23 protein-coding genes are annotated in these 25,566 nt (G+C 44.6%); 10 read left to right on the top strand and 13 right to left on the bottom strand.

Annotation, left to right across the window (positions count from 1 at the left end):
* Positions 1-18: 18 nt before the first annotated feature.
* Together OW491_RS07980 and OW491_RS07975 are read right to left on the bottom strand one after the other, a co-directional pair.
* Positions 19-741, bottom strand: a complete 723-nt coding sequence (locus tag OW491_RS07980) for a DUF599 family protein (RefSeq protein WP_075172295.1) — start codon at positions 739-741, stop codon at positions 19-21.
* Positions 742-832: 91 nt separating this feature from the next.
* Positions 833-4,219, bottom strand: coding sequence for a VanZ family protein (locus OW491_RS07975; protein ID WP_075172296.1), 3,387 nt, complete (start codon positions 4,217-4,219; stop codon positions 833-835).
* 197 nt (positions 4,220-4,416) lie between these two features.
* Between OW491_RS07975 and OW491_RS07970 the strand changes: the two genes are divergently transcribed.
* From OW491_RS07970 to fes, 4 genes are all read left to right on the top strand, one after another.
* Positions 4,417-4,944 (top strand): sigma-70 family RNA polymerase sigma factor, encoded by a 528-nt coding sequence (locus OW491_RS07970; RefSeq protein WP_290035483.1) that lies wholly within the window; start codon positions 4,417-4,419, stop codon positions 4,942-4,944.
* Complete coding sequence (locus OW491_RS07965; RefSeq protein WP_290035482.1) at positions 4,941-5,957, top strand: DUF4880 domain-containing protein; 1,017 nt, start codon at positions 4,941-4,943, stop codon at positions 5,955-5,957. The genes OW491_RS07970 and OW491_RS07965 overlap by 4 nt, the downstream gene beginning before the upstream one ends.
* 134 nt (positions 5,958-6,091) lie before the next feature.
* A complete protein-coding gene (locus OW491_RS07960; protein WP_290035480.1) occupies positions 6,092-8,422 on the top strand; it encodes a TonB-dependent receptor in 2,331 nt (776 codons plus the stop codon).
* Positions 8,423-8,475: 53 nt separating this feature from the next.
* Positions 8,476-10,092, top strand: coding sequence for an enterochelin esterase (fes, locus tag OW491_RS07955; protein ID WP_290035478.1), 1,617 nt, complete (start codon positions 8,476-8,478; stop codon positions 10,090-10,092).
* A gap of 79 nt (positions 10,093-10,171) precedes the next feature.
* On the opposite strand, the gene OW491_RS07950 is transcribed toward fes, so the two are convergent.
* The gene (locus tag OW491_RS07950; RefSeq protein WP_290035477.1) at positions 10,172-12,841 is read right to left on the bottom strand and encodes an ExeM/NucH family extracellular endonuclease; all 2,670 of its coding nucleotides are present in this window, start codon (positions 12,839-12,841) and stop codon (positions 10,172-10,174) included.
* Between the two features lie 131 nt (positions 12,842-12,972).
* Entirely contained in the window at positions 12,973-14,451 is a 1,479-nt protein-coding gene (locus OW491_RS07945; protein ID WP_290035475.1) for a protein adenylyltransferase SelO, read from the bottom strand.
* A gap of 205 nt (positions 14,452-14,656) precedes the next feature.
* On the opposite strand from OW491_RS07945, the gene OW491_RS07940 reads away from it, so the two are divergent.
* From OW491_RS07940 to OW491_RS07930, 3 genes are all read left to right on the top strand, one after another.
* A complete protein-coding gene (locus OW491_RS07940) occupies positions 14,657-14,986 on the top strand; it encodes a DUF3301 domain-containing protein (RefSeq protein ID WP_075172303.1) in 330 nt (109 codons plus the stop codon).
* A gap of 17 nt (positions 14,987-15,003) precedes the next feature.
* Positions 15,004-15,450, top strand: a complete 447-nt coding sequence (locus OW491_RS07935; RefSeq protein WP_290035471.1) for a MarR family transcriptional regulator — start codon at positions 15,004-15,006, stop codon at positions 15,448-15,450.
* A gap of 132 nt (positions 15,451-15,582) precedes the next feature.
* Entirely contained in the window at positions 15,583-16,005 is a 423-nt protein-coding gene (locus OW491_RS07930; RefSeq protein ID WP_290035470.1) for an organic hydroperoxide resistance protein, read from the top strand.
* A 60-nt stretch (positions 16,006-16,065) separates the two neighbouring features.
* Here OW491_RS07930 and OW491_RS07925 read toward each other — a convergent pair whose 3' ends face one another.
* From OW491_RS07925 to OW491_RS07910, 4 genes are all read right to left on the bottom strand, one after another.
* The gene (locus OW491_RS07925; protein ID WP_290035468.1) at positions 16,066-16,485 is read right to left on the bottom strand and encodes a carboxymuconolactone decarboxylase family protein; all 420 of its coding nucleotides are present in this window, start codon (positions 16,483-16,485) and stop codon (positions 16,066-16,068) included.
* Positions 16,486-16,578: 93 nt separating this feature from the next.
* Positions 16,579-16,935 (bottom strand): MerR family transcriptional regulator, encoded by a 357-nt coding sequence (locus OW491_RS07920; protein ID WP_215151818.1) that lies wholly within the window; start codon positions 16,933-16,935, stop codon positions 16,579-16,581.
* Between the two features lie 47 nt (positions 16,936-16,982).
* Positions 16,983-17,168 (bottom strand): PLD nuclease N-terminal domain-containing protein, encoded by a 186-nt coding sequence (locus tag OW491_RS07915; protein ID WP_178968821.1) that lies wholly within the window; start codon positions 17,166-17,168, stop codon positions 16,983-16,985.
* A 101-nt stretch (positions 17,169-17,269) separates the two neighbouring features.
* Complete coding sequence (locus OW491_RS07910; RefSeq protein ID WP_290035466.1) at positions 17,270-18,172, bottom strand: LysR family transcriptional regulator; 903 nt, start codon at positions 18,170-18,172, stop codon at positions 17,270-17,272.
* 184 nt (positions 18,173-18,356) lie between these two features.
* On the opposite strand from OW491_RS07910, the gene OW491_RS07905 reads away from it, so the two are divergent.
* The 3 genes from OW491_RS07905 (at position 18,357) to OW491_RS07895 (ending at position 20,885) form a co-directional block, all read left to right on the top strand.
* Complete coding sequence (locus OW491_RS07905; protein ID WP_215151819.1) at positions 18,357-18,962, top strand: NAD(P)H-dependent oxidoreductase; 606 nt, start codon at positions 18,357-18,359, stop codon at positions 18,960-18,962.
* Positions 18,963-19,038: 76 nt separating this feature from the next.
* The gene (locus OW491_RS07900) at positions 19,039-20,016 is read left to right on the top strand and encodes a glutathione S-transferase family protein (RefSeq protein ID WP_075172311.1); all 978 of its coding nucleotides are present in this window, start codon (positions 19,039-19,041) and stop codon (positions 20,014-20,016) included.
* On the top strand, positions 20,016-20,885 hold the full coding sequence (locus OW491_RS07895) for a pirin family protein (RefSeq protein WP_290035464.1): 870 nt from the start codon (positions 20,016-20,018) through the stop codon (positions 20,883-20,885). Before OW491_RS07900 ends, OW491_RS07895 begins: the two co-directional genes overlap by 1 nt.
* 56 nt (positions 20,886-20,941) lie before the next feature.
* On the opposite strand, the gene nadA is transcribed toward OW491_RS07895, so the two are convergent.
* The 5 genes from nadA to tolB form a co-directional block, all read right to left on the bottom strand.
* Positions 20,942-21,994: a quinolinate synthase NadA gene (nadA, locus tag OW491_RS07890; RefSeq protein WP_075172313.1), complete on the bottom strand. Its 1,053-nt coding sequence runs from the start codon at positions 21,992-21,994 to the stop codon at positions 20,942-20,944.
* A gap of 118 nt (positions 21,995-22,112) precedes the next feature.
* Positions 22,113-22,799 (bottom strand): 7-cyano-7-deazaguanine synthase QueC, encoded by a 687-nt coding sequence (gene queC, locus OW491_RS07885; protein ID WP_215151822.1) that lies wholly within the window; start codon positions 22,797-22,799, stop codon positions 22,113-22,115.
* 45 nt (positions 22,800-22,844) lie between these two features.
* Positions 22,845-23,675 carry a tol-pal system protein YbgF gene (ybgF, locus tag OW491_RS07880; RefSeq protein ID WP_290035463.1) on the bottom strand — a complete coding sequence of 277 codons (831 nt, stop codon included), beginning with the start codon at positions 23,673-23,675 and terminating at the stop codon, positions 22,845-22,847.
* Positions 23,675-24,211, bottom strand: coding sequence for a peptidoglycan-associated lipoprotein Pal (gene pal / locus OW491_RS07875; protein ID WP_075172316.1), 537 nt, complete (start codon positions 24,209-24,211; stop codon positions 23,675-23,677). Before pal ends, ybgF begins: the two co-directional genes overlap by 1 nt.
* Before the next feature lie 64 nt (positions 24,212-24,275).
* Complete coding sequence (gene tolB, locus OW491_RS07870) at positions 24,276-25,562, bottom strand: Tol-Pal system beta propeller repeat protein TolB (protein WP_075178959.1); 1,287 nt, start codon at positions 25,560-25,562, stop codon at positions 24,276-24,278.
* Between the last annotated feature and the right edge of the window lie 4 nt (positions 25,563-25,566).

The raw sequence follows: 25,566 nt of genomic DNA, 5'->3' as shown, positions 1-25,566 counted from the left end.
GCAGAAAACCGTAAAAAATTACTTAGTGTCAGGCTCCACTGACATCATCAATGTTTTAAGAGTGGACGATTTGAACTCACGTCGATACAAGATATAGACAATTAAAGTGGACAGCCCCATAAACAAAATAGGGTTAATAAACCAGCCTAGCATCGCTTGGCTGAAGTAATAAGTCCGCAAACCATTGTTAAAATTATTAGCGGCTAAAGATGTCATTTTTGCTATGCGGGCAGCATTGGCTTGGCAGACTTGGGCAGAGACGCCATCCGCAGGACGCGGAACACCACCGATCATCACCGTGACGAAGCCGTACTGACGTAGGCTCCAGGTAAACTTAAAAAAGGCATAAACAAATAAAACAATCATCATGACTATTTTGATCTCCCACTCTTCCCGGGTTGCCTGAACAGCAAAGGGAATATCGGCAATCACATCAATAGCCTTATCAGTCGAGCCTAAAACCGTCATTAAGCCAGCTAAGATCAGCATGGTAGTCGACGCAAAAAACGAAACACTGCGCTCTAAGTTGGCAATACCCGCATTATCGGCGATACGGTTTTCGCGTTCATGTAGCTTCACCATCCATTCGTGACGATACATGTGAAGCACACTGGACAAGCACGGCGTGGTATACATCGCTTTTTTCGCATAAATCATGTAGCCGCGAAAACATAGAAAAAACCACAATAGCGCAACAAGATTCATAGCATTTTGTTGAAAAAAAACATTCACCAGCGACATGGCGTCATCCATATAAAGTCTAATATTGGCTATTGTAGAGCAAGCTTGTAGATTCTCAATGTATCTATCTGATATTAGAATATATTTATCGCTAACTAATACTTCCTGATGCTTCTTTAGAGGCCGATGGCATTAGGGGCAGCGTATGAATCACAGCGAGCAACAAATAAAGCAACAAAGCTAACTGTGGTACTTCAAAAGCACTCGCGACCATACCCACACCTAGATATCCGGACAACGCCCCCAGCATAATCACTGCATGTCGATTATGGTTCAGTAACTGTTTTAATAAGACCCATAAGCTAAACGCAATAAAAGCGGCAAAGGATAATACCCCAGCAATTCCCTGATCATGATAGATATTGACGATAAGGTTTTTAGCATGCCAATCTAAATGGTTATCACTGGTAATGAACCAAAAATCGTTGCCCGCCGAAAAGTTACCATTTTTCAGCAACGAACGACCCGACATGTCTAAAAGTTCAAGATCATCGAGCAGCATTCGAGTTTGCCCTGCCACTGATATACCTAACGTTTTAGGACGCATACTTACAGCGCTGTCGCGTAAAGGGACGGCTGGAAAGGCATCAATTAACACGGAGTAAGTCGCGCTCTTCCACTCATTACTAGGGGGCAGTTCGGTAGCTGTTTCTTGGCACCTAAATGAGTCATCTATCCACTTCTCGCACAGTGAGAAACGTAACAAAGCACGAGCTTCTGGGCTGCGGTACCGAAAATGATACTCGTAACGCTTACCCTGCTCTACCGATACATATTGATTGGTAAACAATGAACGACCTGCACTCAAAGCCAAGAATGTATTATCTTCATTCGTTATCAGGTCATGCATCGCATTGGGCATGTCTGTATTAATATTATCTAGCATAATAGAACGCGGTAACGTCCCAGGTCCGTTTCCAAAGGCATACGACATAGCCGAACCATTAACTAGATTCGCAACTCTAGCCCATTGATTAACACGTGTGTCCTTATCTTGAGTGGCTATCGACAGTCTTTGAGTCAAAAACGAATCAAAAACAAACGGGATGGCCACCCAACTAGCGGCCAAGCTAAATACCAATACAGATATGCCTGCCACCCAGCGAACAGAAACATGCTTCCTCACCGCCAACATGTAGCTAGCTAACATTACACAGCCAACTAGGCTAGCAACCAAATAAGGCCCACGGGAATAGGTCACAAACACACCATACAAGGCCACCAATAACACACATAAGGCCAGCAAGCGCATTCTATGACCGGCACGGGTTATAAATGGATATAAAAGGAACGGAATGGTAGTGATTAAAAAAATATCGATATGGCCGCCACCCGTATGCATGGTAACAAAGCTCCCACGCACACGATGCATCACTGTTTCAAAATCAAATAATCCCGTAAATAAATAACGCTCAGCTATTACCGCTAACAACAAACCAGCAAGACCAAGTAGCACGCCTTGTGTGAAGCGCAAAAAACTCTTTTGATTATGTTTAAAAAAGAACGCAATCACAGGTAACAACAGCACAAACCATATCCATGCTTTACTCAAACGAACTGCATTAACCGGACTGTAAAAAGAAGTAGTCGCGTTATTATCCCATAGAGTGTGCCCCCAGAGAGCATGAACCACACTAACCACATAAACGAGACTCGTAATAATAACCAGCAACCATAATGGTCTATTTTTACGCACAATATTTACATCATAGTGACCTGCTAAGTATTGACTACCGAGGGTTAGCAAAATAATAAAGTCTAGCTCAGTCAAAAAGAACCGGCCCGACATAGGGTACCAATCCAACAAGGGGATCCCCGCCGGAATAACCACCAAAGCCATCATCGGAGAGCGCTGTAAAACCGCGATATATGCCAACCCAAAGAGGCATAATAAAACAGGTGATATGGGATAATTGATACAGTAAATACCTGCAGCTCCCCACGCCACCATAGCAAAGCTAATTCGCCCTAAACTCGCCTGACTAAAATTAGGAATGTAAGCACGCCACCCAGAAATCACCGAGTTGTTGGCAAAGTGATAGGGATCTTCATGGGTAGATGACGTCTCTCTCGTTAAAGTACGCCCTGTAAACTGGAACACTTTAGAATCTACACGGTAAACACTGCGATACATGAGCTCCAAAAAGCCATATATAAAGGGAATTGCCATTGCGATAATTAAAATGTTTGTTAAGTCAGGTCGCAAACTCGCCCAAAGTAAACCACCGACTTCAACCCCTAACGCTAACAATGCCCCCAACCACATACGTTTTGGAAGACGTTTCCATTGCCGGGTAGGGATTAACAGATGGTTCGCTATTGCCGTTTTATCAATACTCCACCAAAACAAAGTCAATGGACTAATCAGGGCAACTTGCAGCAATGCACTTTTAAACGCAGCCATCTCAGTTGTGAAATAGTGATAATAGAAAGGAATAAAGGACATTTCGGACATAATGTGAGCGATAGCAGGCAAATCAAACGCAGGCATTAATGACCAGCCCTTTATAAAAAGAGCCAATGCCATATAAGCAGGCCATACAAAGGGAAAGCGATCACGATAAATACGAAGACAATCTAAAAATGTTTGATGCGTCAGCAAGCCAGCTAGATGCAAACCGACATAAACACCACCCGTTTTAACTAACGCGGACGTTAACGTACTGTTCCCTGAATACTCAAAAAACTGTAACACTTCAATAAAAGCAAAGAGCAAAAAGGCCAATAAAACAATTTGGCCGCGAGCAAAACGCTTAGCAATATTTGTATGGTAAGTAACAAAACCCAACGCAGTTGCGATTGAAAACTCAAGGCACCCGATCAACACCTCACGAGCCGACATACCAAAAGAATCGCCACTGCTGAATGTCCCCAACAGCGGCATCCCCCTTTGTTGAATAGCCTGTTTAATTTCGCCAGCAGAGATGAAGAAGTCAAACGGTAACAAAGAGTAGCCCAATACCGCTAAGGCAAAAAACAGTAACAAGCTATCACATGATATGCGCCCTTTGAGCAATAAACGTTGGATACCCTGACTCAGCCAACTGCCCCAAAAAGCCCAAACGAGCGCCCCAGTAATGATACCTACAGACTCAGAAATAATGTCGTTTTTAGATACGGTTCGCGGGGCAACATAAACCTGAATAAATTCAACAAGCACACTCAATGCCACCATGGCTGCTAATGCAATAATAACTTGAGCCCGTTTAAACCTAAAACGTCCGTCCGGTGCTAATACAGCCATCCAAAATAGACTAACCGGGATATATATGATGGCGTTAGCTAATAAATCCGCACGCGAGGAGGCGCCTAACTGTAGGTATCGAATATCAGAAAAAAGCGCTAAGGCTTCTGCAAATGAGTGTGGACGAAGAACAAAAGGAACTAAGCTGCCGTAAACAACAAATAAGGTTGATGCCAACGCAAAAACCAAAAATAACGGACGTAACTTAACGGGTATATCCCTCATGGGAGCCATCCAAAATCCTTTTAATCGTAAACCCTTTCATCGCTAGTTATACAGCGCTTAATCCTAAGCGTAAATCCTAACATGATTTATCTAAGCCCGAATGACTCACTTATTTTATTAAAGGCTTTAATTCATCTTGAATTATTAATGATAATTATTATCATTAGGCTTAATCTTATCATAACAGCAGTGAAACAGGCGGCTAAATGTCTACCCTCCATTTGAAAAACTTAGCGGCCATGTATCAGCAGCATCAGCCGTGGTTGCTAAACTTGTTTCGGTTTAAGTTGGGTAATTGCGACGACGCCGCCGATTTAGCGCAGGATGCTTTTCTGCGGTTGCTCAAACGTCCCATCAACTTTGACAGTTACACAGCAGCTCAGTCTTATTTAAGCAAAATGGCTAACGGGATGTGTATTGATTACTGGCGTCATGAACAAATCAAACAAGTATGGTTAGAGACGTTAGCTGCTCGCCCTCACGCTACCGTCCCTTCCCCGGAGCAACAAGCTGTACTGTTAGAGCTGATGATAGACGTCGATTGTATGCTGCGAGAGCTTTCAAGCAATGCTCGTACAGCATTCTTGTTATCCCAGCTCGACGGTCTTACCTATGCAGAAATTGCAGCCGTAATACATGTTTCTGAACGCATGGTAAAAAAGTATATGGCAGAGGCCATGCTAAAGTGCCTTATATTTAAAGCTCAGCTCGATACGGCTACCACCGAACCATGAAGCCACCCGAATCTTATAAGATCCTCAATGAAGCCGCCGTCTGGTACAGCATACTTAACTCAGACAAAACAACAACACACGATCAGGAACAGTGGGCACAATGGCTCAATCAAGACCCAGACCACCGAGCAGCTTGGCAACAAGTTGAGTCGATCACTGACAGCCTATCGTCGTTGCGCAGTTTCGATACGCCAAACGAACTCGGCATCTCTCAACAACTGATAAACGCCAACCATTTCGATATCGCAGCTAATAAAACAAAAACCACTCGCCGGAGTATTGTGAAGGGGTTAGCGTCACTCCCCTTTATTGCTGGCGCATGGCAAGCACATGAAATGGGGCTTATCAACGAATGGACTTTGCCCTATCGCAGCGATTTCAGTAACAGCCAACGCAAAGCAATTAACTATCAAATGGCAGACGGAACACGAATAACACTAGCCATTAAAAGCGGAATAAAATGGTCACACTCCCCTAGTGAAAGCCATATCACGCTGCTTGCTGGAGACTTAGCCATTCAACAGGCAGCCTCAAGTGTCCCTGCAACAATTATGATGAAGAACCACGCTATTAAATTACAGCATACACACCTAGTGATTCGCCAATCACCAGATATTCAATCTCAAGACAACACTACCAGTGTGGCTGTTATTAACGGCAGCGCCGATATCTGCCGGCACAATGATAAGGCTAGTTTAGTGCTAGACACTGGACAAAAAGTGCTCTGTTCGAGAACCGCATTTAGCTCGATCCAGGAAGTATCGCCGATAGATTTAGCGTGGACTAACAACATTCTACAAGCAACCAACATGACACTAGAGCATTGGGCATCGGTGATTAACCAACACCACTCAAGCTACGTAAACTGTCACCCCTCTATAAAACAACTGTTAGTGATGGGCAGCTTCCCGCTTGATAACACTCCACTGGCATTGAGCATGCTACAAAACGTTTTACCCGTTCAAATAAGACACCTAACCCCTTTGTGGACCCTCATAGAGCCTGTCGCCTAAAAACATGTATAGCAGGGTTCCCTTTTTCTCATTTGGTTCGATTTATAAATAACACAAGCAGTTAGGTATGAGCTGTTTTGCTGTTTACACACCCCTAAACATATTATTTGAATCCCAAATGAGCGCTATTGACTATGACTTTCGATGTTAAAAAACAACTCTTTCGTAAGAAGAAACTACCGGCTCAATGCTTAGCGGTAGGCATATCTATTACCGCGATATCCATCAGTAGCTTGCCCATATCAACCAATGTACACGCTGCGCAACCCAACGCTTATGAGTTAAACATAAAGCAAGGTGATTTAGCGTCACAATTAAATCATTTAGCGGCTGCAACACACATCTATCTAGCCGCTGATGGCTCATTACTTCGCGGCAAGCAAGGGAAGCCAATCCAAGGCGTATATACACCTCAAGCGGCTCTTGATGCACTATTGCATGATTCTGGACTAGCGGCTATTCGAAACGCAGACGGCAGTTACACGCTGATGAAAGAGCAAGTATTAATTCCATCTTCGGCAACCACTTGGCAGATGGATAACATTACTGTAACCGGCGAAAAAGTTAATCGTTCCTTAAGTGAAACCGTATCATCTGTCTCCGTAATAACGGGCGACCAGCTTCAAGAAAACCATTACAAAGAAGTAAATGAAGTGATTGAACGTGTGCCTAACGTAATTCAACATCCGTTTGGTGTACCTAATATCCGAGGTGTTGATGGTGCGGGGGCTGCACAGGGCGTATTTAGCTTTATATCAGGAGGCAGACCGCGCGTAAGCACATCAGTTGATGGCTTATCCGAATCATGGACTGGCGTTCGTTATATCAACACAGGCTTGTGGGATACGAAACAAGTCGAAGTCTTACGTGGGCCACAATCCACTACGCAAGGCCGCAACACCCTAGGCGGTGCCATAGTTGTCACGACTAATGATCCTGATTATGAGTGGCAAGGCAAAGTACGCACAGGCTATGAAAACCAAGATGGAAAATACCAAATTGCAGCCGTTATTTCAGGCCCATTAATTGAAGATGAGCTAGCTGTTCGTATTGCTGCTGAACGCTTATCAGGTGACAGCTTCATCAACTACCACTTATCAGAAAGTGAATGGCCTAAAGACCCAAATGAATCAACCTCTCAGAGCATCCGCGCCAAACTGTTATGGGAACCTTTAGCCATCCCCGAGCTATCCGCAAAACTGACACTAACCCAACGAAATGCTGATGGTGAATATTTAAACTACATCAACGGTCCTGATTTCAGTGACTATAACTTTGATGGCGACAATAACAACACACGCCTTCAAAACTCCGAAGAAACAGGGCTAAGTTTAGATATTCAATATCTACTGAATGATGATTTGACAGCTCATCTTTTACTCGGTCACCAACGCTACCAATCAGAGTTTACTCAATACCCAAGCTTGTTTTACATGGATTTAGAAGAAAACAGCACCACTTTTGAATCACGCCTTACCTACGAGCCTGCTGAGGGCTTACTCTCGGGTGTAGTTGGGCTTTACTACTATACAAAAAATGAAGACATTCTAATCTACGATGGCGGTTTCGACGGAACCGATAAGATAACGACCGTTGCACTTTTTGGTGAAACCACGCTGAGTCTCAGTGATAAATTAGACCTCATTGCCGGCGGGCGTCTAGAACGTGAGCATCAAACCAGGGACATAGTGGCTTGGCCTGGTACCGCATGGCAAGGCGAGGTAGATTTAGACCATGCAAAAAATATCTTCTTACCTAAAATTGGTCTCGCTTACCACCTATCAGCTAACTCGACCTTGAGCCTAACGGCGCGTCGCGGATACAACGCCGGTGGCGGAGCATTAGACTGGGATGATAGTGAGTTTTATACGTTTGATGAAGAACGGGTAACAACCTACGAAGCTGGCATACGCTCAGCTTTACTGGATAACCGACTCAACCTCAGTGCCAGCGTATTTTATAATCAATTCGACGGTTACCTCGCTTACGTTGCTCCACGTTTTACTAATTTATCCAAAGCAGAAAGTTATGGCCTTGAATTGGAAGCTAATGCGCAACCTACTCCAAGTTTGCGTGTATTTGGCTCCTTGGGCTGGCTAAATAGCAAGATCACTGACACCAAGTCTGGATATGAAAGCCTCCAAGGTAACGAATTTGGGTATGCACCCAACCTAACTGCCAATTTGGGTTTTGATCATGATATACACGCTAAGTGGTCGTGGGGTGCCAACGCGCACTTTGTAGATGGGTATTATTCAGATGCATCAAATACAGAAGAAACAGAAGTTGATGGCTACACAACCGTAAACCTCCACACAGCTTACAAGATCAACCCTGATCTGACGCTCAGTGGCTATGTAAACAACTTAACCAATGAAGAGGTTATATACCGTGTAACTACCAACGGCCAAGCCAACATAGGAGCTCCACGCACACTCGGCGTCACGCTTGATTATCAATTTTAACGCTTAATCAGGGCACAACCGTGCCCTAATCATTAATAATCCGAGCCAAACCTATGTCAATAAAACACGCTAGCTTAACAGGCGCTCTTCTCACCTGCCTGTTTACATCAACCGCTTGGTCTAGCGACTCACAAGGCCCATTACATATTGAAAAATCAATCAACGACACAGCTCCGGCAACGATTTCAATCGTGCTGCACAAAGATGAATACATAACAGGAAAATTTAAGACTACACATGAGAAGTCATCGCTAAGTCTTTGGAAAGATGGAAAAAAATTAAAGCTTCTATCAATGAACGGCCTTGAACGTTTTAGCTTTGTGAGCCATGAGCAAGGGAAGTATACATTTACAGTAACTGCATCTGATGATGACAAATTTACACTGACTATAGCAAAGCCAGAAAGCGCTTACCAAACCACGCAAACCCAACTAGTAAGCCTAGCAGAACCTTCCAGCCCATTAGTAAAAACGGCGCTGCAAACATACCAAAACACACAATCCACCCAGTCATTTTGGCAAACACTGTCTCGACAAGGCACACCTTTAATCGAGCCTATAGATGACAACCAATCTTTAGTAACCTTTTTTTGGAAAGGAGCACAACGTAACGTGCGCATCTTAGGAGCGCCCTCATCTGACCACGATCCACTCTACCGTTTGGGCAATTCAGACATCTGGTTTCGTAGTTATGTGCTGCCAAACGATACCCGTCTATCCTATCAAATGGCCCCTGATGTACCTGAGCTACCCAAGCAACATCCAGAACACCGTGTTTCAATATTAAGCACGGCCCAAAAAGACCCGCTCAACCCCCACATTATGGAAATTTATGACTCAAACAAACCATCTGATCAATTTTCTCAACTGTCCGCATTGTCACTACCGCAAGCAAAACAGTCGCCCTGGTTAACGGAACAAAGTGCAACTAAAGGACAATTAACGCACACAACCTTCTACAGTGAGCTTCTTGATAACACACGCAAGATAACAATCTACCAACCTGCAGGGTTTGACCAGCTAACAAGAAACAACGTTCAGACCACTTTTCCCTTAGCGATTTTTTTTGATGGTCAAGCCTATCAACACAAAATTCCAACACCGCGAATTCTAGACAACCTAATCAATGCCAAACAAATCCCTCCCACTCTTGCGGTATTTATTGACAACCCAAGCCGTGAAACCCGGTCAAGCGAGCTTCCTTGCAACCCTATCTTTGCAAAAGCATTAGCCAAAGAGTTGTTACCATGGATAACACAGCAAACCAAGTATAGCTTTGCTCCTGAGACCACACTGTTATCAGGGTCCAGTTATGGAGGTTTAGCTTCTGCCTGCACTGCTTTTGCATATCCTGATAACTTTGGTCTTGTCCTAAGCCAATCTGGCTCATTTTGGTGGGCACCGGTAGACGAACCGCCAGAGTGGCTAACGCGTCAGATTGAACATTTACCGACCAAACCTATTCGTTTTTATATCAATGCTGGTGTATTTGAAACGGGGCGCGGCACTATTGATATCTTAGAGAGCAATCGGCATTTGCATAACCTGCTACAAACGAAGGGCTACACAGCAACATACGAGGAATATTCAGGCGGCCATGATTATTATCAGTGGCGTAATAACCTAGCAAAAGGCTTAATTTCATTACTGGGCAAGAAACCGAGCGATTAACCATCAAACAACCCAAAAATGCTCGGTACTAAGTACCGAGCATTTATACAGTAACGATGGTCCCTTAATCGGTCACTCATTAAAACCATTTAGAAAATAGGTTCGATAACCAAGACCAGAAGTGCGTTTGACGTGGTGACTCAACACGAACCGTTTTAGTGACCTGCGTCGTTGCGCCTTGATCATCAACTACCGTCAATGTCACATCATAATCACCCGCAACACGATAGTTTACATGTGCACGTCGTCCCTTCGCCGTTTGCCCATTACCTAAGTCCCAACGATAGCTAACCACTTTTCCGTCTTCATCTTGTGCCCACGCTTTAAAATTAACGCGACCATTGCGGTTTGCTTTAAAAGTAAAATCCGCTTCAGGGGCTGTATTTAGCGTGGACAACGCCAACTCGACAATCACAGGATCGTGATCTGATGAGCGATAAGGATCAGCAGAGTAATAATCACTTACTTGGTCACTGGTTTTATACTCTTCGTTATAGTCTAACGCGCGTGGTTCATCGGTATTTATATGCCAAGCCGTCATGTTTACAGCGGATGATTGAAGTGCAGCATTAGCTAGAGCATGATCTAATTGACCGGTTTCACCGTCATAAACATACGTATAAAAATCTTGAATGTTTAGCGTATCAGCCAGGTTGTTATAACCAAATTCTGCGAGCGCCGTTATTGGATCTTCTTTTGCGTAGCTGTTCAAATCACCAATAATCAAAGACCCCTGCTCTTCACCATAGGTGTTATTTAACCATTCACCAAGCGCTTTAGCAGCCCTAGTCCGAGTGAGATTACAGTTACCTTGACCATCCCCAAGATCAGGATCGTTTAAAGCCTCGCAGTCTGAGCCTTTAGATTTAAAATGGTTCACCGCAACCACAAGACTACCTTCATCAGGCAGAACCCCAAACTGCTGAGTAAGCACAGGACGGTTTTTAGTCGTATCAAATAATACCGTGCCGGAATCATCTAATGGAGAATTAGCTTCATCCAAGACAATAGCCGGTCCAGACAATGACACTCGAGCTGGCTTATAAATCAACCCCACAGCAATATCATCATCGCCTAAGAGCTCACGACCTGGGGAAACAAACGCATAGGTTCCTTCGCCCATGTGAGCATTCAGAGCCGCAACCAATGACGCAATGGCTGATTGCTCACCATAACCGTCATTTTCGATTTCCATCAAGCCAACAATATCAGCGTCGATACGGCTGATCGCCGATACAATCTTAGCCTGTTGTTTAATAAATTCTTCTACCGTGCTGGCCCCGCGTGCTGTAGGAAAACCAGAATCTGCATTTTCACCCGTCAAACCATCACCGTTGAAGTAGTTCAACACGTTGAACGATGCGACTGTGACATTACCTTGATGCAACAACTCAGGATATTCAGTTCGCGGGTTTGTCGGCTCAAATACCGGCTCAACAGCGGGCATTACTTTCCACTCACTGTAACTGTAATCTAGCACCCCAATAAGCCCTGAGACGGAGTCGCCTACTCTAACTGTGTTATCAGCAGCTAAGCCCGGTGATGGATAAACGACATGGGCTGGGTTTTGAGTGTTGGAAGCATCATCGATCAGTATCTGGTCTAAGTCATTCGCCAAACTCATTGCTACTGCGTCATTCCCTGGCGTGGCAACCTGAGTTGGAATGAAGGCACGCTTGCTACCTAAGGTAAGCATGCCGTAGCGAGCTAGATTATAGGTTTCGTTAACAACCAAGCTTTGTTCAAAAGCCAATTGCATCCCTTCCCACTGTTCCCACTCTTCACTGGATGACACAGGCAGAGAAACTAACGCTGGGCTGGGCAGAAATTGATCCGTTGCACAAACTTCAAACGCTTGGACATTGGTGAGTTGTGTCTTGTTGTAATACTCACCTACTGTGCCTTGTAAACGGACACGATCACCAACAGCAACATCCACATCAGTTGTGGCATTAGCAGAATAGATGAATAAGCCTTCAGACGTGGAGGCATTCGCATCAACTTCATTGTCAGCCATCTGAACAAAAAAGCCACCTAGGTCAGGGGCTAAGAAGGTAACTATAGCCTCAACTTGAACGGGTTGGTCAACCAGTGCTGAAACATCGCTGCTACCTTGAATGGTATGGATTGGGGTTGCTTCAACACCACACACTAAGGAACTATCACCCGTGTCTGGCTCCCCTACAGTATCATCGGTACCAAATTGGCCTAAATGATCGCTGTTATCCTGTTCGTATTCGTCCCACTCCACAGACGGATAAAATGCATCATCAGCAACGGTATCACCGGCTTGGATACCGTCAGCGCGTCGCAACGTGTTGTTTTGTGTAGATGCGACGCCGTCACTCCATTGGCTACCAGGATCAACACCTAGCTGGCCAATGCTATCGATTACTTGCTCACCATTTTCCAGAATAATAGCGTCATCGCCATTAAACCAGCTGGCCGAGTTAGTGAGGTTGATGTAAGGCATACCTGCAAACACAGCGTCAGCATGGCTGATAACAAACGTGCTGTTAGGTTCGATTGTATGACCGCTTAGATCAATAGTCGTCCCTGCGGAAGTACTGCCATTAAAGTAAAACTTTAGCGCATATCCATCTAAGTTTTGAGCTTGTCCGGAGTTATTGTACAGCTCGATCGCTTTGTTATTTCCGCTTCCTTCAATGTACTCAGAAATAAACACATTAGCTGAGACCGATGAAGATATAATTGAAGCGATTATCGCGGGTAGCATGCGAAGTTTCATGTTTTATCCTTTTGTATATCGATAGAGTTTATCGACAAGAGAATAAAAACTTTGTGGGTCATTCCCATTAATAAACCGTGTCTAATCAGTTACAACCGCATGACAATCGCGCCAGCCACGTATAGCGAAAACTAAGAGCTGCAGCTCAAACAAATACCGCCTGCCCACTCCGGCGGCTTGGCGGCATAGCGCTCATATTCATCTTTCTCTACAAATGGGTTTCTCAAGACAGCCAATAGCGTATTCACTAATCGATAGTCGCCTTGATGAGCTTCTCGTATGGCTTCTTCAGCCATGTAATTACGTAACAAGTAAACCGGGTTTACCGATTGCATTTGCCGCTGCCTTAAGAGAGCGCTCGTCGCTTCGTTATCTATCCGGTTACTGTATGCGGATAACCAGCCCGTTAGCGCACTTGGATCAGCCGCGTGTAATAAACAAGCTTGAATAGTGGCGTCATCCTCGGGGTTTAAACGGGACAAATCACGCAAAAAACGATTTTGATCCACATGATGAGCTGCACATAAACTATTAAGTTGATCTATCAATGATTTATCAGCGGTTTCTTCACTCAGCAACCCTAAACGATGACGCATTAATCCATAATAAAAACGATCATATAACGTTCCGCACTCATCCAACGCTTCTATTAAACCTTCTTTAGGTACCAAACCGACCAATGACTGAGCCAGACAAGAAAGGTTCCACCCCATAATATTAGGTTGGTTTTTAAAAGCATAACGCCCTTGTTCATCAGTATGGCTACTCACAAAATTGGGATCATAGGTGTCCATAAAGGTATAGGGGCCATAATCAAACGTTTCTCCCAGAATAGACATGTTGTCCGTATTCATTACGCCATGTACAAAACCGTAGGCTTGCCATTTTGCAACCATGGATAAGGAACGGTCTCGGATCTCATGGAACATCGCAAGGTAAGGGTTTGATGCCTGCTTGCACACAGGGTAAAAACGATCGAGGCAATAATCAGCCAGTATTTTAAGGTCATCTTCCATTCGACGATGATAAAAATGCTCAAAGTGTCCAAAGCGAATGTGACACTGGCTAACTCGTAGTACTTGTGCGCAAGGCTCCATGCCTTCTCGCATCGTATAGGTTTCGCTGCCAACCAACGATAACGCTTGAGTGGTAGGAATACCTAAGCCAGTCATGGCTGCACTGACTAAGTATTCGCGAATGCTCGATCTCAATACAGCCTTACCATCCCCCATGCGAGAAAATGCAGTTTTACCCGCTCCCTTTAAATGCAAATCCCAGCGCTCATTTTGGCTATTAATCACTTCACCTAGCAACAAACCGCGCCCATCACCTAAATCGGGATTATAATAACCAAACTGATGGCCAGCGTATTTCATGGCAAGTGGCTCACTGCCCTCAAGTAACTCCCCGCCACCAAAATACTGAGCGAGTTGAGACGGGTTTATTTCACACGGATTTAAGTCAAGTAATTCAGCAACCGCTGGGTTAAAGCTTATCAAATGTGCATTTTTCAGCCCGACTGGGTTAACTCGGTGATAAAAATGTTCGGGGAGTTGAACATAACTATTGTCGAAGGTTAGTTTACTTAGTGGCTTATACACAGGTGACATACGTGGGTCCTAGAGGCTTTAACGCTGAGATATTATCCTACCAAAGCGCTCAACTATATTCAGTAAAATGATAGCCTAGCCCATCAAAGGCGCGCTCTAATGTAGTTAGGCTTGTTAAATGCTTATGATAACCCCATGATCTTATGTACGATTTACAATAAACTCTGGCTTTACAATGCGTATACGCAATCTTGTTAGGTAACCTATGTACCTCGAACTATTCGATATATTTTTATTAACCTTGGTTATCGCTGCCGTGGCTTTTTGGTGGTCCTCGCTTAAACATCGAGACCTAGCCCTGCGTACAGCACGGGCTAGCTGTAAGCAAATGGGGCTTCAGCTTTTGGACGAGAGCGTAGGGTTAAAAAAATTACGTTTACAACGTGATACTGATGGTATGGTAAAGCTACTCCGTTGTTATAGCTTTGAATTTGCCTCCACAGGAGATGAACGCTACATCGGCGAAATAGACATGCTAGGAAAGCGCATTACCCGCCAGTTCCACCAACCACACCGTGTGTTGGATATTCATTAACTTTTAACTGGCCACTTATGACGATGAACCCTCTATTACTCGATAACCAATTATGTTTCTCCCTTTACTCAACGTCTCTGGCAGTCACACAAATCTACAAGCCCTTATTAGAGCCGTTAGGGCTAACCTATCCTCAGTATTTGATCATGCTAATTCTGTGGGAAAAAGAAGGGCTTGGTCTAAAAGACATTTGTGAGCGCTTGTCACAAAAACCCGGAGCATTAACGCCTGTCATTAAACGCATGGAAAAAGATGGCTTAGTCCTTCGTCAGAAGAATGCCGAGGACGAACGGCAGCTTGAAATTTATTTAACTGACCATGGTAGGTCATTAAAAACAGAAGCATTAGCCGTTAATGCTTGCCTTGTATCGTCATGTAACTTGAGCTTAGACGATCTAAATGAGCTAAAAACGCGCCTAGATCAACTCCGTTCCCAACTCAACAGCATCAACCCAACCGATTAACCGAAAGCACCTGACAAGCACTGCCTTTTATTTTAGTTATTGCAATAACTAATTTATCAGGTAAGATTCAAAGCCTCGATGTTATTCACTACCACACAACAATAGTTATCGCGATAACTAAGGAGCAATATTATGCAAGCGATCTACACGGCAGAAGTTACTACAACCGGCGGCCGCGAAGGCCAGTCTACATCTTCCGACAACAAATTAGATATCACGCTATCAACTCCTAAAGCACTGGGTGGAGATGACGGCGCAGGCACTAACCCCGAACAATTATTTGCAGCGGGATATTCAGCCTGCTTTATAGGTGCGATGAAATTTGTTGCCGCTGAAGACAAAACTAAGTTACCCAAAGATTTATCCGTCAACGCCCTAGTGGGTATTGGCGAAAACCCTAAAGGCGTTGGCTTTGCCGTGAGTGTTACGCTTAATATCAGCCTGCCAAATATGGATAAAGCCGTCGCTGAATCTTTGGTAGATAAAGCTCATCAGGTATGCCCTTATTCTAACGCCACTCGCGGGAATGTGGATGTCACGCTTAACCTTGTCTAGCCATAAGGTTTAACAAAAGCCTAGGTTTATAATTCCTAGGCTTTTTTATTTAATAAACAACTAATTAGGCGTTACTTCCGCAAATACCTCCTTAGCTACAAACATACCATTTAGGGCAGCAGGAAAACCGGCATAGACAGACATTTGTAAGATAGCCTCGACAATTTCTTCTCGGGTACAGCCTACATTTAGCGCACCATGAATATGAACGTTTAATTGAGGTTGGCAATTACCCAGCGCGGTTAGCGCTGCAACGGTGATTAACTCGCGAGTTTTTAAATCCAAGCCTTCTCTTTGATAGATATCACCGAAGGGATACTCTATTACATAGCGCGCAAGATCAGGGCAAATACCCGCTAAACTATCAATAACCTTGTGCCCTGCTTGGCCATCTATCTCGGTTAGTTTTGCCAGCCCTTGTTGGTAACGCAGCGATACCCCATCCTTAGCAATCACTGATTTATTCGATGTATATGACATTTTGCCTCCTAGCCGTTTGATAAATATCTAACAACTAGGCTACAGCTTTGAGTTAACTCTAAGTCAAGCGCCAATCATCGAACACCCCAACATTTAATGGTCCAGACGTTCAGCATACCATGCCAGCTTCTGCTCTAATGCCAAGAGGTTTTGTTGATCATCTTTGATTTTTTGGGCTAAGAATTCGGCATGCGATGCTAATAATCGTTGACGTAAAGCCAATGTTGCATCCCCTTCGCTACGCAACACAGCGTATTCTTTAATTCCTTTAAGCGGCATACCGGTTTGTTTTAGCCGCTTGATAAAAGCAACCCACTCTATATCTTTTTGTGAAAATTGGCGGTGACCGCTGCTATCTCGACTAACAGGAGTCAGCAAATCAATTTTCTCGTAGTAGCGAAGTGTATGGGCAGAGAGCCCCGTCACCTCAGCAAACTGCCCAATATTCATCCCAAGCCCCTTGGTGACTCATTATTTATGAGACTGACTCACCGCAATTAGGCTCTATCTCTAGGCCCTAAGAAAAACCAAAGCACCAAGCCCAACACAGGCATAAGCAGAATTAATACCGTCCACAATACTTTAGTTCCCGTACTAGCTGGGCTTTGTATCACCCGAATGATGGCCCAAATATCAAGGACAAAAATAATAAAACCCAACAGCCCGCTAATTTGTATACTCATCTAATTAATTCCCTTTAGGACTTTGTTTATTCGAGGTTGGTCATACCGCTACCCTGTGTGCGCTATGACAACGAAATTGCTGATACCGTTCCCGTAGAAAACTAAACCGGTTTAGGACCCGCCTTACAGCACTGTTTTGCACGAGACTTGATCAATTCACCTAAATTACGTGTAAGAGGTCCTGCATAATCTGCACCGCTGTACATTAAATACAATTGCTCAGTTCGCTCACCTCCCACCTCCAATGGCAAGGGTTTCAACGTACCTTGATCTAACTGATCTTTAATTTTCAATTCTGGCAGCCATGCATAGCCCAAGCCGGCGACTGCCGAACTAATCGACAAACCCACGTGGCTCACACTCATACGTTTTTGCGCGCCTAACCAGCCTCGGTCTAGATCCGCCTTGCCAGAGTCCATCACAACGAGTTGGCGATGCAATCGCAAATCTTGCACACTAATTTCTCGTCCCAAATGATGTAAAGGATGTGAAGGCGCCGCAACAGCCGTAAACCCAACGATCATGAGCGGATCACCCATAAACCCTGGTGGCGCTCTACCGCCAATGACAATATCAGCCGAACGCGTCAACAATGCCTCTTCACTGCCACTGAGCACTGTTTCTTTCAGTTCAATACGCACATTAGGATGCTCATCGCTGAACTCTTTTAAAATATCGAGCATTAGCCATTGTGGAAACAAGGCATCCATAGCGATATGAACTTCAGGCTCCCAACCTGCTGCAAACTGACCTGCCACTGACTCTATTTGTTCAGCATCTTTTACTAGTACCGTAGCACGACGGTACAAGGTTTCCCCTGCGGGTGTGAGGCTTGCTTTGCGGCCGGCTAATGTAAAAACGCGAACCCCTAATTGTGTTTCTAATTTTTGAATCGCATAACTCACCGTCGATTGGCTTTTATTAAGATGCTCTGCCGCAGCAGCATAACCACCTTGCTCAACAACCGCTATTAGTGCTGACCACTGCTCTAAAGAGACCTGCATACCGCTCCTTATATATAAAAAATTTAGATACCTAATTGCGACATTAAGGTAACCAAAAGAAACAAAGCACAAAACTAGATCTAAATTTTAGATCAAAAAGCACTATTTATCCTAGTTAACAACCTTATTTATCAATATATACTAAACCCAAATCGAATTCTTCACCACCCAACAGGAGATTTACATGGCTACGTTGTTATATATTCAAAGCAGTATTTTTCAGGAAAATGGCCAATCAAGCCAACTTGCTTCTCGCTTTATCGATACATTACAAACCAAGCAACCGGATATAAATGTAATCACTCGCGATGTTGTTGCCGATAATCTACCACACATCGACGCAGCAATTGCTGGTGCTTTTTTTACACCCGAAGCTGACCGTAGTAACGAGCAGCAAGCGATCGTTGAACGCTCCGACAACCTAATCGCCGAAGTAAAAAAAGCCGATTACATCGTCATAGGCCTGCCTATGTATAACTTCGGTATTCCATCTCAACTTAAAGCTTATTTCGATCAAATTGCGCGTGCAGGTATCACCTTTAAGTACACAGAAAACGGCGCCGTTGGTCTCATTGAAGATAAGCCTGTTTATCTCCTGACAACCCGCGGTGGTGTTCATAAAGATAACGGCGATTTCGAAGTGCCTTATGTTAAAGAATATTTAAGCTTTTTAGGGCTAACGAGTGTTGAAACTATTTATGCCGAAGGCTTAAACATGGGCGAAGAAATAGCAGATAAAGCGCGTGATGCAGCCACGAACGCTGTCATTGCAGCCGCTTCACAATTGTAAACTTGGCTCGCCTTAATCGGTCAGGTATATAGCGTTCAGCTTCAAAGGTATAAGTAGTAATTAGCGAGGTGAAATCATGGGATTATTAGTTAACGGTCAGTGGAAAGACCAATGGTACGACACTGATTCAACTAATGGGAAGTTTGTCCGTGATGACTCTCGCTTTCGCCATTGGCTGACTCCCAACGGCGAAGCAGGCCCTGACGGTCAACAGGGCTTTAAAGCCGAGGCAGGCCGTTATCATCTCTATGTGTCTCTAGCGTGTCCGTGGGCGCACCGCACACTCATTGCCCGTCACTTAAAAGGACTCGAAAAGCTCATTACCGTAGATGTCGTACACCCTCTGATGCTAGATAACGGCTGGACGCTTGCATCTAATTTCACAGGTGCAACAGGAGATTCATTGTATCAACACGACTTCTTACATCAGGTATATACGAGAGCCAAAAGTGATTACAGCGGGCGTGTGACTGTCCCTGTTTTATGGGACAAAAAGACCCACACCATAGTCAGCAATGAATCCGCTGATATTATTCGCATGTTTAATGATGCGTTTAATGAGTACGGGGCCACTGAAGGCGATTACTACCCTAAAAACAAACGCGAAGAGATAGACCAACTCAACAACTGGATCTACGACCACATCAATAATGGGGTTTACAAAGCTGGCTTTGCCACCACTCAAGATGCGTATAACGAGGCCGTTATGCCTCTGTTTGCAGCGCTTGATAAAGCCGATAAAGTCCTCAGTTATCAGCGGTTTCTTACAGGATCCGACATGACCGAAGCTGACATCCGGCTGTTCACCACCTTGATACGTTTCGATGAAGTCTATCACGGGCACTTTAAGTGCAATATTAGGCGTATAGCCGATTACACTCATTTATTCGGATATATGAAAGATATTTATCAGACACAAAACATAGCCAATACCGTCAACTTTAATCACATAAAAACGCATTATTACGCCAGCCACAAAACCATCAACCCAACTGGAATCATCCCATCGGGGCCGCAATATAATCTTGATACACCTCACGGGAGAGACGCATAATGAACTCGGCAACCATACAATCCCTTCCCTGCACCATCGCCAGACTGATACCTGCCATAGACGCCCAAGACGGTGCCGGTGTAAAACTAAAACGAAGCCTAGGGCGCGGCGGCAATACTCGTGTCGATCCTTTTTTGATGCTAGATGCCTTTTCCTCAGCTAATCCCAATGACTACATAGCAGGTTTTCCGGCACATCCTCACCGAGGCTTTGAAACAGTGACCTATATGCTAGAAGGCCATTTGATTCATCGAGACCATATGGGAAACGAGGGCAATCTAAAATCGGGTGGTGTACAGTGGATGACCGCCGGACGTGGCGTAATTCATGAGGAACGCCCTAAGCTTACCAATGGTGTCATGCGTGGTTTTCAGTTATGGGTTAACTTGCCTGCTGACGAAAAAATGAAGCCAGCCTTCTATCAAGACATCCCTGCAGAACAGGTACCCTCTATTAGTTTGCCCAACGGCATCACTGTTAAAGCCATTGCTGGATCGATTAACGTCGAGGGGCAATCTCTTCAAGGCCCTATATCGGGCATTACAACCGAACCTGTTTTTATTGATGTGACTTTACCCTCGAATACCCATATCAATTTACCAATAACCACTGATCACCAAGCATTTATTTATCAATTTGAGGGCGAGTCTTGCATTAATGACACTCCGGTTGAACCGCATAATGCCGCTGTGTTAACCCAAGGAAATACTGTTACCGTAGTATCCGGTGACAAAAAATCGCGTTTTTTACTTCTATCTGGAAAGCCCATCAATGAACCCATAGCACAGTACGGGCCGTTTGTAATGAACACGATGGCAGAGGTTGAGCAAGCCATTCAGGATTACCAAAATGGTACTTTGACCGACTGAAAGGCAAAAAAAAGCCGGACAAGAGTCCGGCAAGTTAAAACTAACTAAAGCAGTAGTTATTTCGGCAGGCTGGCAGAAAAATCCAGCATTCTTTGCAACGGACGACGGGCATCTTCAATTAATGCTTCATCTACAAGCACTTCCCCTTCACCCGTCTCTAATGCCGAGATAATATTTTCTAGACCGTTCATCGCCATCCAAGGACAGTGAGCGCAGCTTCGACATGTTGCGCCACTACCACCGGTGGGTGCTTCTATAAAACTTTTACCAGGCGCAGCTTGTTGCATTTTGTAAAAAATACCGCGATCAGTCGCCACAATAAACGTTTCGTTGGGCATTTCTGCTGCCGCTTTGATCAACTGTGTCGTCGAACCTACTGCATCAGCAATCTCGACAACTGACTGAGGCGATTCAGGATGAACAAGAACGGCCGCATCAGGGTAAACTTTTTTAAGATCTAAGATCCCTTTAGCTTTAAACTCTTCATGAACGATACAAGCACCGTCCCACATCAACATCTCTATGCCCGTTTCACGTTGGACATAATCACCGAGATGCTTATCAGGTGCCCAGATAATCTTTTTACCCTGATCGGCTAAATGCTCAGCTACTTTTAACGCAATACTGGAGGTTACGACCCAGTCAGCACGGGCTTTAACCGCAGCCGAGGTATTGGCATACACAACGACTTCGTGATCTGGGTGGGCATCGCAAAAGGCCGAAAACTCATCAATTGGACAACCAATATCCAGCGAACAAGTTGCCTCAAGTGTCGGCATTAAAATGCGCTTTTCTGGGTTCAATATTTTAGAAGTCTCACCCATAAATTTAACACCCGCTACAACCAGCGTTTTCTCGGGGCGTGTCGTACCATAACGTGCCATTTCTAGCGAATCAGATATACAACCACCGGTTTCTTCGGTGATTTCCTGCACGATAGCATCGGTATAATAATGAGCGACGAGACAAGCATCTTTCTCTTTTAGTAACTGCTTAATACGTGCTTTATATTGGTCTTTTTGTTCCTGACTCATTTCGTCCGGGAGATGCTCTTGGGCGAAATGCTCTTGAATCAGGATACGGTCAGAAATGTCCTGTTTGCTCAACATAGTCGGTCTTGCCATTCTTTTTTGTGAGTATCATTGTGGCGATATTATACCATGGCAGCGTTAAATTGCTGCCACGCAAATAACAAGTGCATTAATCACAAGATAGTAGAGAATCAGACTACGCAGGCATATAGCGGGTAGGATCATCAACCCCCGCCTCTTTAAAGCCAATCGCACGAAGACGGCAGCTATCACAAATACCACAGGCACGACCATCATCATCCGCTTGATAACACGAAATAGTATCGGCGTAATCAATGCCTAACTCATGGCCAACCTTAATAATGTCAGATTTTGACAAGGTCATTAACGGGGTGTGGATTTTAATTGGATGACCGGTCACGCCCGTTTTAGTCGCCAAATTAGCCATGGTTTCAAATGCATTAATAAACTCGGGACGGCAATCCGGGTAACCCGAGTAATCAACCGCATTAACGCCAATAAAAATAGCGTCCGCTTCTAATACTTCAGCCCAACCTAATGCTAACGACAAAAAAACAGTATTACGAGCTGGAACATAAGTCACGGGAATACCGGATGTTTCTTCTTCCGGCACCTCAATGGAGTGGTCAGTCAGTGCTGAACCACCAAAATCCTCAAGGTGTAAACGGATCACACGATGATCAGTTACGGCTAATTGCTGCGCTACTTTGCGGGCCGCATTTAACTCAGTTAAAGAGCGTTGACCATAGTCAAAACTGAGCACATAACAATCAAAGCCCTGATCTTTAGCCATTGCTAACGCGGTTGCCGAATCCAAACCACCCGACAACAAAACCACAGCCTTTGGTGAAGGCTTACTCATAAAACAGTGTCCTACGTCTAAAAAAATAAAATAAGCGAGAAGCGCTTATTGTAAAGCGCTCTCAGCTAAACGTGCGGCGGAGCTTTCTGGGTATTCTTTAACAACCCGCTCCATAAATGAGACCGACTGTGCAGTATCACCCTTTTGTTTGAATAGTATACCTAATTTATACAAGGCATCCGATGCTTTACGGCTATCTGGATAGGCTTTTACGACAGTTTGGAATTCCGTCTCGGCGCTGTCTAAATCACTAGTCGCCAAATATAATTCGCCTAACCAATAGTGTGCGTTAGGTACGCGCGGACTTTGCGGATAATTCGTTAAGAAATCATCGAACTGGGTTATAGCTTCACTAAAAGACCGCTGCCTTACGAGTGCAAATGCAGCTTGGTAATCGTCTTGATCATTGCCCGCACTTGAAGATGATTCGCTTGTATTGCTTTGAGAAGAGGAGGCAGGCGCGAGCTGGGTAGAAGGTGTTTCATTAGAGGCTTCAGCGGCTGGTGCTGATGCTTCAGGTTCGGGAGCTAGCGGCAAAGCACCCAACGCTAATTCATCGGTTAATGAGCCCGATTGTTGGCGCATTACCTCGCTTATCCGGCGATCTAGGTCTCTGTAACGCTCTTTCTGCTTCGCTTGTAATTGATCAATTGTATACTGTTGAGACTCTACCATGCCTCTCAATTGACGCATTTCATCCTGTAACTGCTGAATGGTGATGATCAATTGGCTATTGTTAGATGGAGCACGGTTAATCCCTGACGCGGAGCCACCCGAGTTAACTTGGATAACTTGTACATCTTCCGCGTAACTGGCTGTAGCCGAAGCTACAGCCATGAAAGCAGCCGATGTAATGAGTGCTTTCTTTACATTCATTAGCGAGACACGTATTTCAATTCAACACGACGGTTTTGTGACCAAGAGCCATCGCCTGAACCTAATACTACCGGCTTTTCTTCACCGTAGCTGATAGTTTCAACTTGCGCTCCAGATACACCATTAACCGCTAAGAAACGCTCAATTGCTTTCGCACGACGCTCACCTAGTGCCATGTTGTATTCGCGTGTACCGCGCTCATCAGCATGGCCTTCTAAACGAATAGAAGCCGACGGATGAGAAGCTAAATACTGAGCATGAGCTTCTAAATCAGCCACGCTGTCTGCACGGACAGTGGAATCATCGAAGTCAAAGTAAAACACAGTTTTTAAGTTAGCAACGTCTAGATTGCCATCTGTACCCATGCCAGAAACACCAGAAGCGTCGCCTGTGCCGTAAGTGTTAGATGAAGAACCTGTTGCTGAGCCGCCCATAGAAGAGTCGTCTTCGGATAGAGTGCTAGGTGAACTACAACCCGCAATCCATGCTACGGAAACAGCTAAGGTTAACGCTTTAACAGCATTTGATGCGCGCATGATAACTCCTAATTAAATGGCAAAATGCCATAGTTTTTTCAATTAAATTAATGGTTGATAACATTTATTGCAAGTACGGTGACCATGCCGGTTCACGCACATCCCCATCACCATTAGGCATGGTAAAACGTACACGACCGTCAAGAGAAACACCGGCGAGAACCCCTTTTCCACCTTTTTTAGTCGCATACATAATGATGCTGCCATTAGGTGCAATTGTCGGAGACTCGTCGAGACTAGAACTTGTTAAAATATCCAGTCGGTTTGTTTTTAGGTCCTGAACAGCAATGTGGAAACCACTACCGTCTTGATGAACCATCGTCAGGAAACGACCATCCTGAGTCAATCGACCACGACTGTTATACTTGCCTTCATAAGTTAAGCGCTTCAGTTCGCGAGTCGGAAGATTTAGTGAATAAATTTGCGGTAATCCCGCCCTATCCGATGTAAATAAAATAGACTGCCCATCAGGTGCCCACGTTGGCTCAGTGTCTATGCCGTAATGGTGCGTTACCCGATCAAGCTGCCCCGTCGCTAATGTCAAAATATAGACTTCAGGGTTACCATCCTTTGATAAAACCAATGCTAACCGCGACCCATCAGGAGACCACGCAGGAGAACCGTTCAAACCACGAAACGTTTGAACTTTCTGGCGCTGGCCAGTTGCTAACTCTTGCACGTAGATAGCTGGGCGGCTGCTTTCAAAAGACACATACGCTAATTTAGAGCCGTCTTGAGACCATGCTGGCGATAAAATGGGCTCCTTTGATTGCAAAATAGTTCTTGGACGAGCCCCATCAGAATCAGCCATCTGTAGTTTGTACGTAAAATTACCAGGCGTATTCATCTTCGCTGTTACATAAACAATGCGTGTAGAAAAAGCGCCCTTTAAGCCTGTCAGCTTTTCAAAAACTTGATCAGAAATATAATGAGCAACGTCGCGTAAGTTGTTGCTATTACCGGTAACCGTCTCAGACCACACTTTCCGCTCTTTTAGTACATCATACAATTCAACACTGGCTTGCACTTGACCGTTAGCCGCAGGAGCTACACGCCCGATAACCATGTAATCATTGCCAGATACCCGCCAATCTCTAAAAAACACCTGCTCCTCAGTTGACGGCGTGCCTAACATATTAGAACGGTTCATTGGCTTAAAAAAACCACTACGCCCTAAGTCATCAGAAACGATTTGAGCAATGTCTTCATTTAAAGCTAAACCAGTTGCCTGAAACGGTACGACAGCAATAGGAGTTGGCGCATCCACACCTTGCGTTACTTCAACGACTAGATCTGCACGTGCTGTGACAGCCATCATCATTAAAAACGCACTTATGAACCATTTTTTCATTGTT

Origin of the sequence: Neptunomonas sp. CHC150 (assembly GCF_030397555.1) — a bacterium.
Taxonomy (GTDB): domain Bacteria; phylum Pseudomonadota; class Gammaproteobacteria; order Pseudomonadales; family Balneatricaceae; genus Neptunomonas; species Neptunomonas phycophila.
This window is presented reverse-complemented; position numbering and strand designations above follow the sequence as displayed.

What these genes read in the sequence shown, in the direction of transcription:
- OW491_RS07980 (WP_075172295.1), bottom strand. Translation starts at nt 741, where the DNA reads ATGTCGCTGGTGAATGTTTTTTTTCAACAAAATGCTATGAATCTTGTT.
- OW491_RS07975 (WP_075172296.1), bottom strand. Translation starts at nt 4,219, where the DNA reads ATGGCTCCCATGAGGGATATACCCGTTAAGTTACGTCCGTTATTTTTG.
- OW491_RS07970 (WP_290035483.1), top strand. Translation starts at nt 4,417, where the DNA reads ATGTCTACCCTCCATTTGAAAAACTTAGCGGCCATGTATCAGCAGCAT.
- OW491_RS07965 (WP_290035482.1), top strand. Translation starts at nt 4,941, where the DNA reads ATGAAGCCACCCGAATCTTATAAGATCCTCAATGAAGCCGCCGTCTGG.
- OW491_RS07960 (WP_290035480.1), top strand. Translation starts at nt 6,092, where the DNA reads ATGACTTTCGATGTTAAAAAACAACTCTTTCGTAAGAAGAAACTACCG.
- fes (WP_290035478.1), top strand. Translation starts at nt 8,476, where the DNA reads ATGTCAATAAAACACGCTAGCTTAACAGGCGCTCTTCTCACCTGCCTG.
- OW491_RS07950 (WP_290035477.1), bottom strand. Translation starts at nt 12,841, where the DNA reads ATGAAACTTCGCATGCTACCCGCGATAATCGCTTCAATTATATCTTCA.
- OW491_RS07945 (WP_290035475.1), bottom strand. Translation starts at nt 14,451, where the DNA reads ATGTCACCTGTGTATAAGCCACTAAGTAAACTAACCTTCGACAATAGT.
- OW491_RS07940 (WP_075172303.1), top strand. Translation starts at nt 14,657, where the DNA reads ATGTACCTCGAACTATTCGATATATTTTTATTAACCTTGGTTATCGCT.
- OW491_RS07935 (WP_290035471.1), top strand. Translation starts at nt 15,004, where the DNA reads ATGACGATGAACCCTCTATTACTCGATAACCAATTATGTTTCTCCCTT.
- OW491_RS07930 (WP_290035470.1), top strand. Translation starts at nt 15,583, where the DNA reads ATGCAAGCGATCTACACGGCAGAAGTTACTACAACCGGCGGCCGCGAA.
- OW491_RS07925 (WP_290035468.1), bottom strand. Translation starts at nt 16,485, where the DNA reads ATGTCATATACATCGAATAAATCAGTGATTGCTAAGGATGGGGTATCG.
- OW491_RS07920 (WP_215151818.1), bottom strand. Translation starts at nt 16,935, where the DNA reads ATGAATATTGGGCAGTTTGCTGAGGTGACGGGGCTCTCTGCCCATACA.
- OW491_RS07915 (WP_178968821.1), bottom strand. Translation starts at nt 17,168, where the DNA reads ATGAGTATACAAATTAGCGGGCTGTTGGGTTTTATTATTTTTGTCCTT.
- OW491_RS07910 (WP_290035466.1), bottom strand. Translation starts at nt 18,172, where the DNA reads ATGCAGGTCTCTTTAGAGCAGTGGTCAGCACTAATAGCGGTTGTTGAG.
- OW491_RS07905 (WP_215151819.1), top strand. Translation starts at nt 18,357, where the DNA reads ATGGCTACGTTGTTATATATTCAAAGCAGTATTTTTCAGGAAAATGGC.
- OW491_RS07900 (WP_075172311.1), top strand. Translation starts at nt 19,039, where the DNA reads ATGGGATTATTAGTTAACGGTCAGTGGAAAGACCAATGGTACGACACT.
- OW491_RS07895 (WP_290035464.1), top strand. Translation starts at nt 20,016, where the DNA reads ATGAACTCGGCAACCATACAATCCCTTCCCTGCACCATCGCCAGACTG.
- nadA (WP_075172313.1), bottom strand. Translation starts at nt 21,994, where the DNA reads ATGTTGAGCAAACAGGACATTTCTGACCGTATCCTGATTCAAGAGCAT.
- queC (WP_215151822.1), bottom strand. Translation starts at nt 22,799, where the DNA reads ATGAGTAAGCCTTCACCAAAGGCTGTGGTTTTGTTGTCGGGTGGTTTG.
- ybgF (WP_290035463.1), bottom strand. Translation starts at nt 23,675, where the DNA reads ATGAATGTAAAGAAAGCACTCATTACATCGGCTGCTTTCATGGCTGTA.
- pal (WP_075172316.1), bottom strand. Translation starts at nt 24,211, where the DNA reads ATGCGCGCATCAAATGCTGTTAAAGCGTTAACCTTAGCTGTTTCCGTA.
- tolB (WP_075178959.1), bottom strand. Translation starts at nt 25,562, where the DNA reads ATGAAAAAATGGTTCATAAGTGCGTTTTTAATGATGATGGCTGTCACA.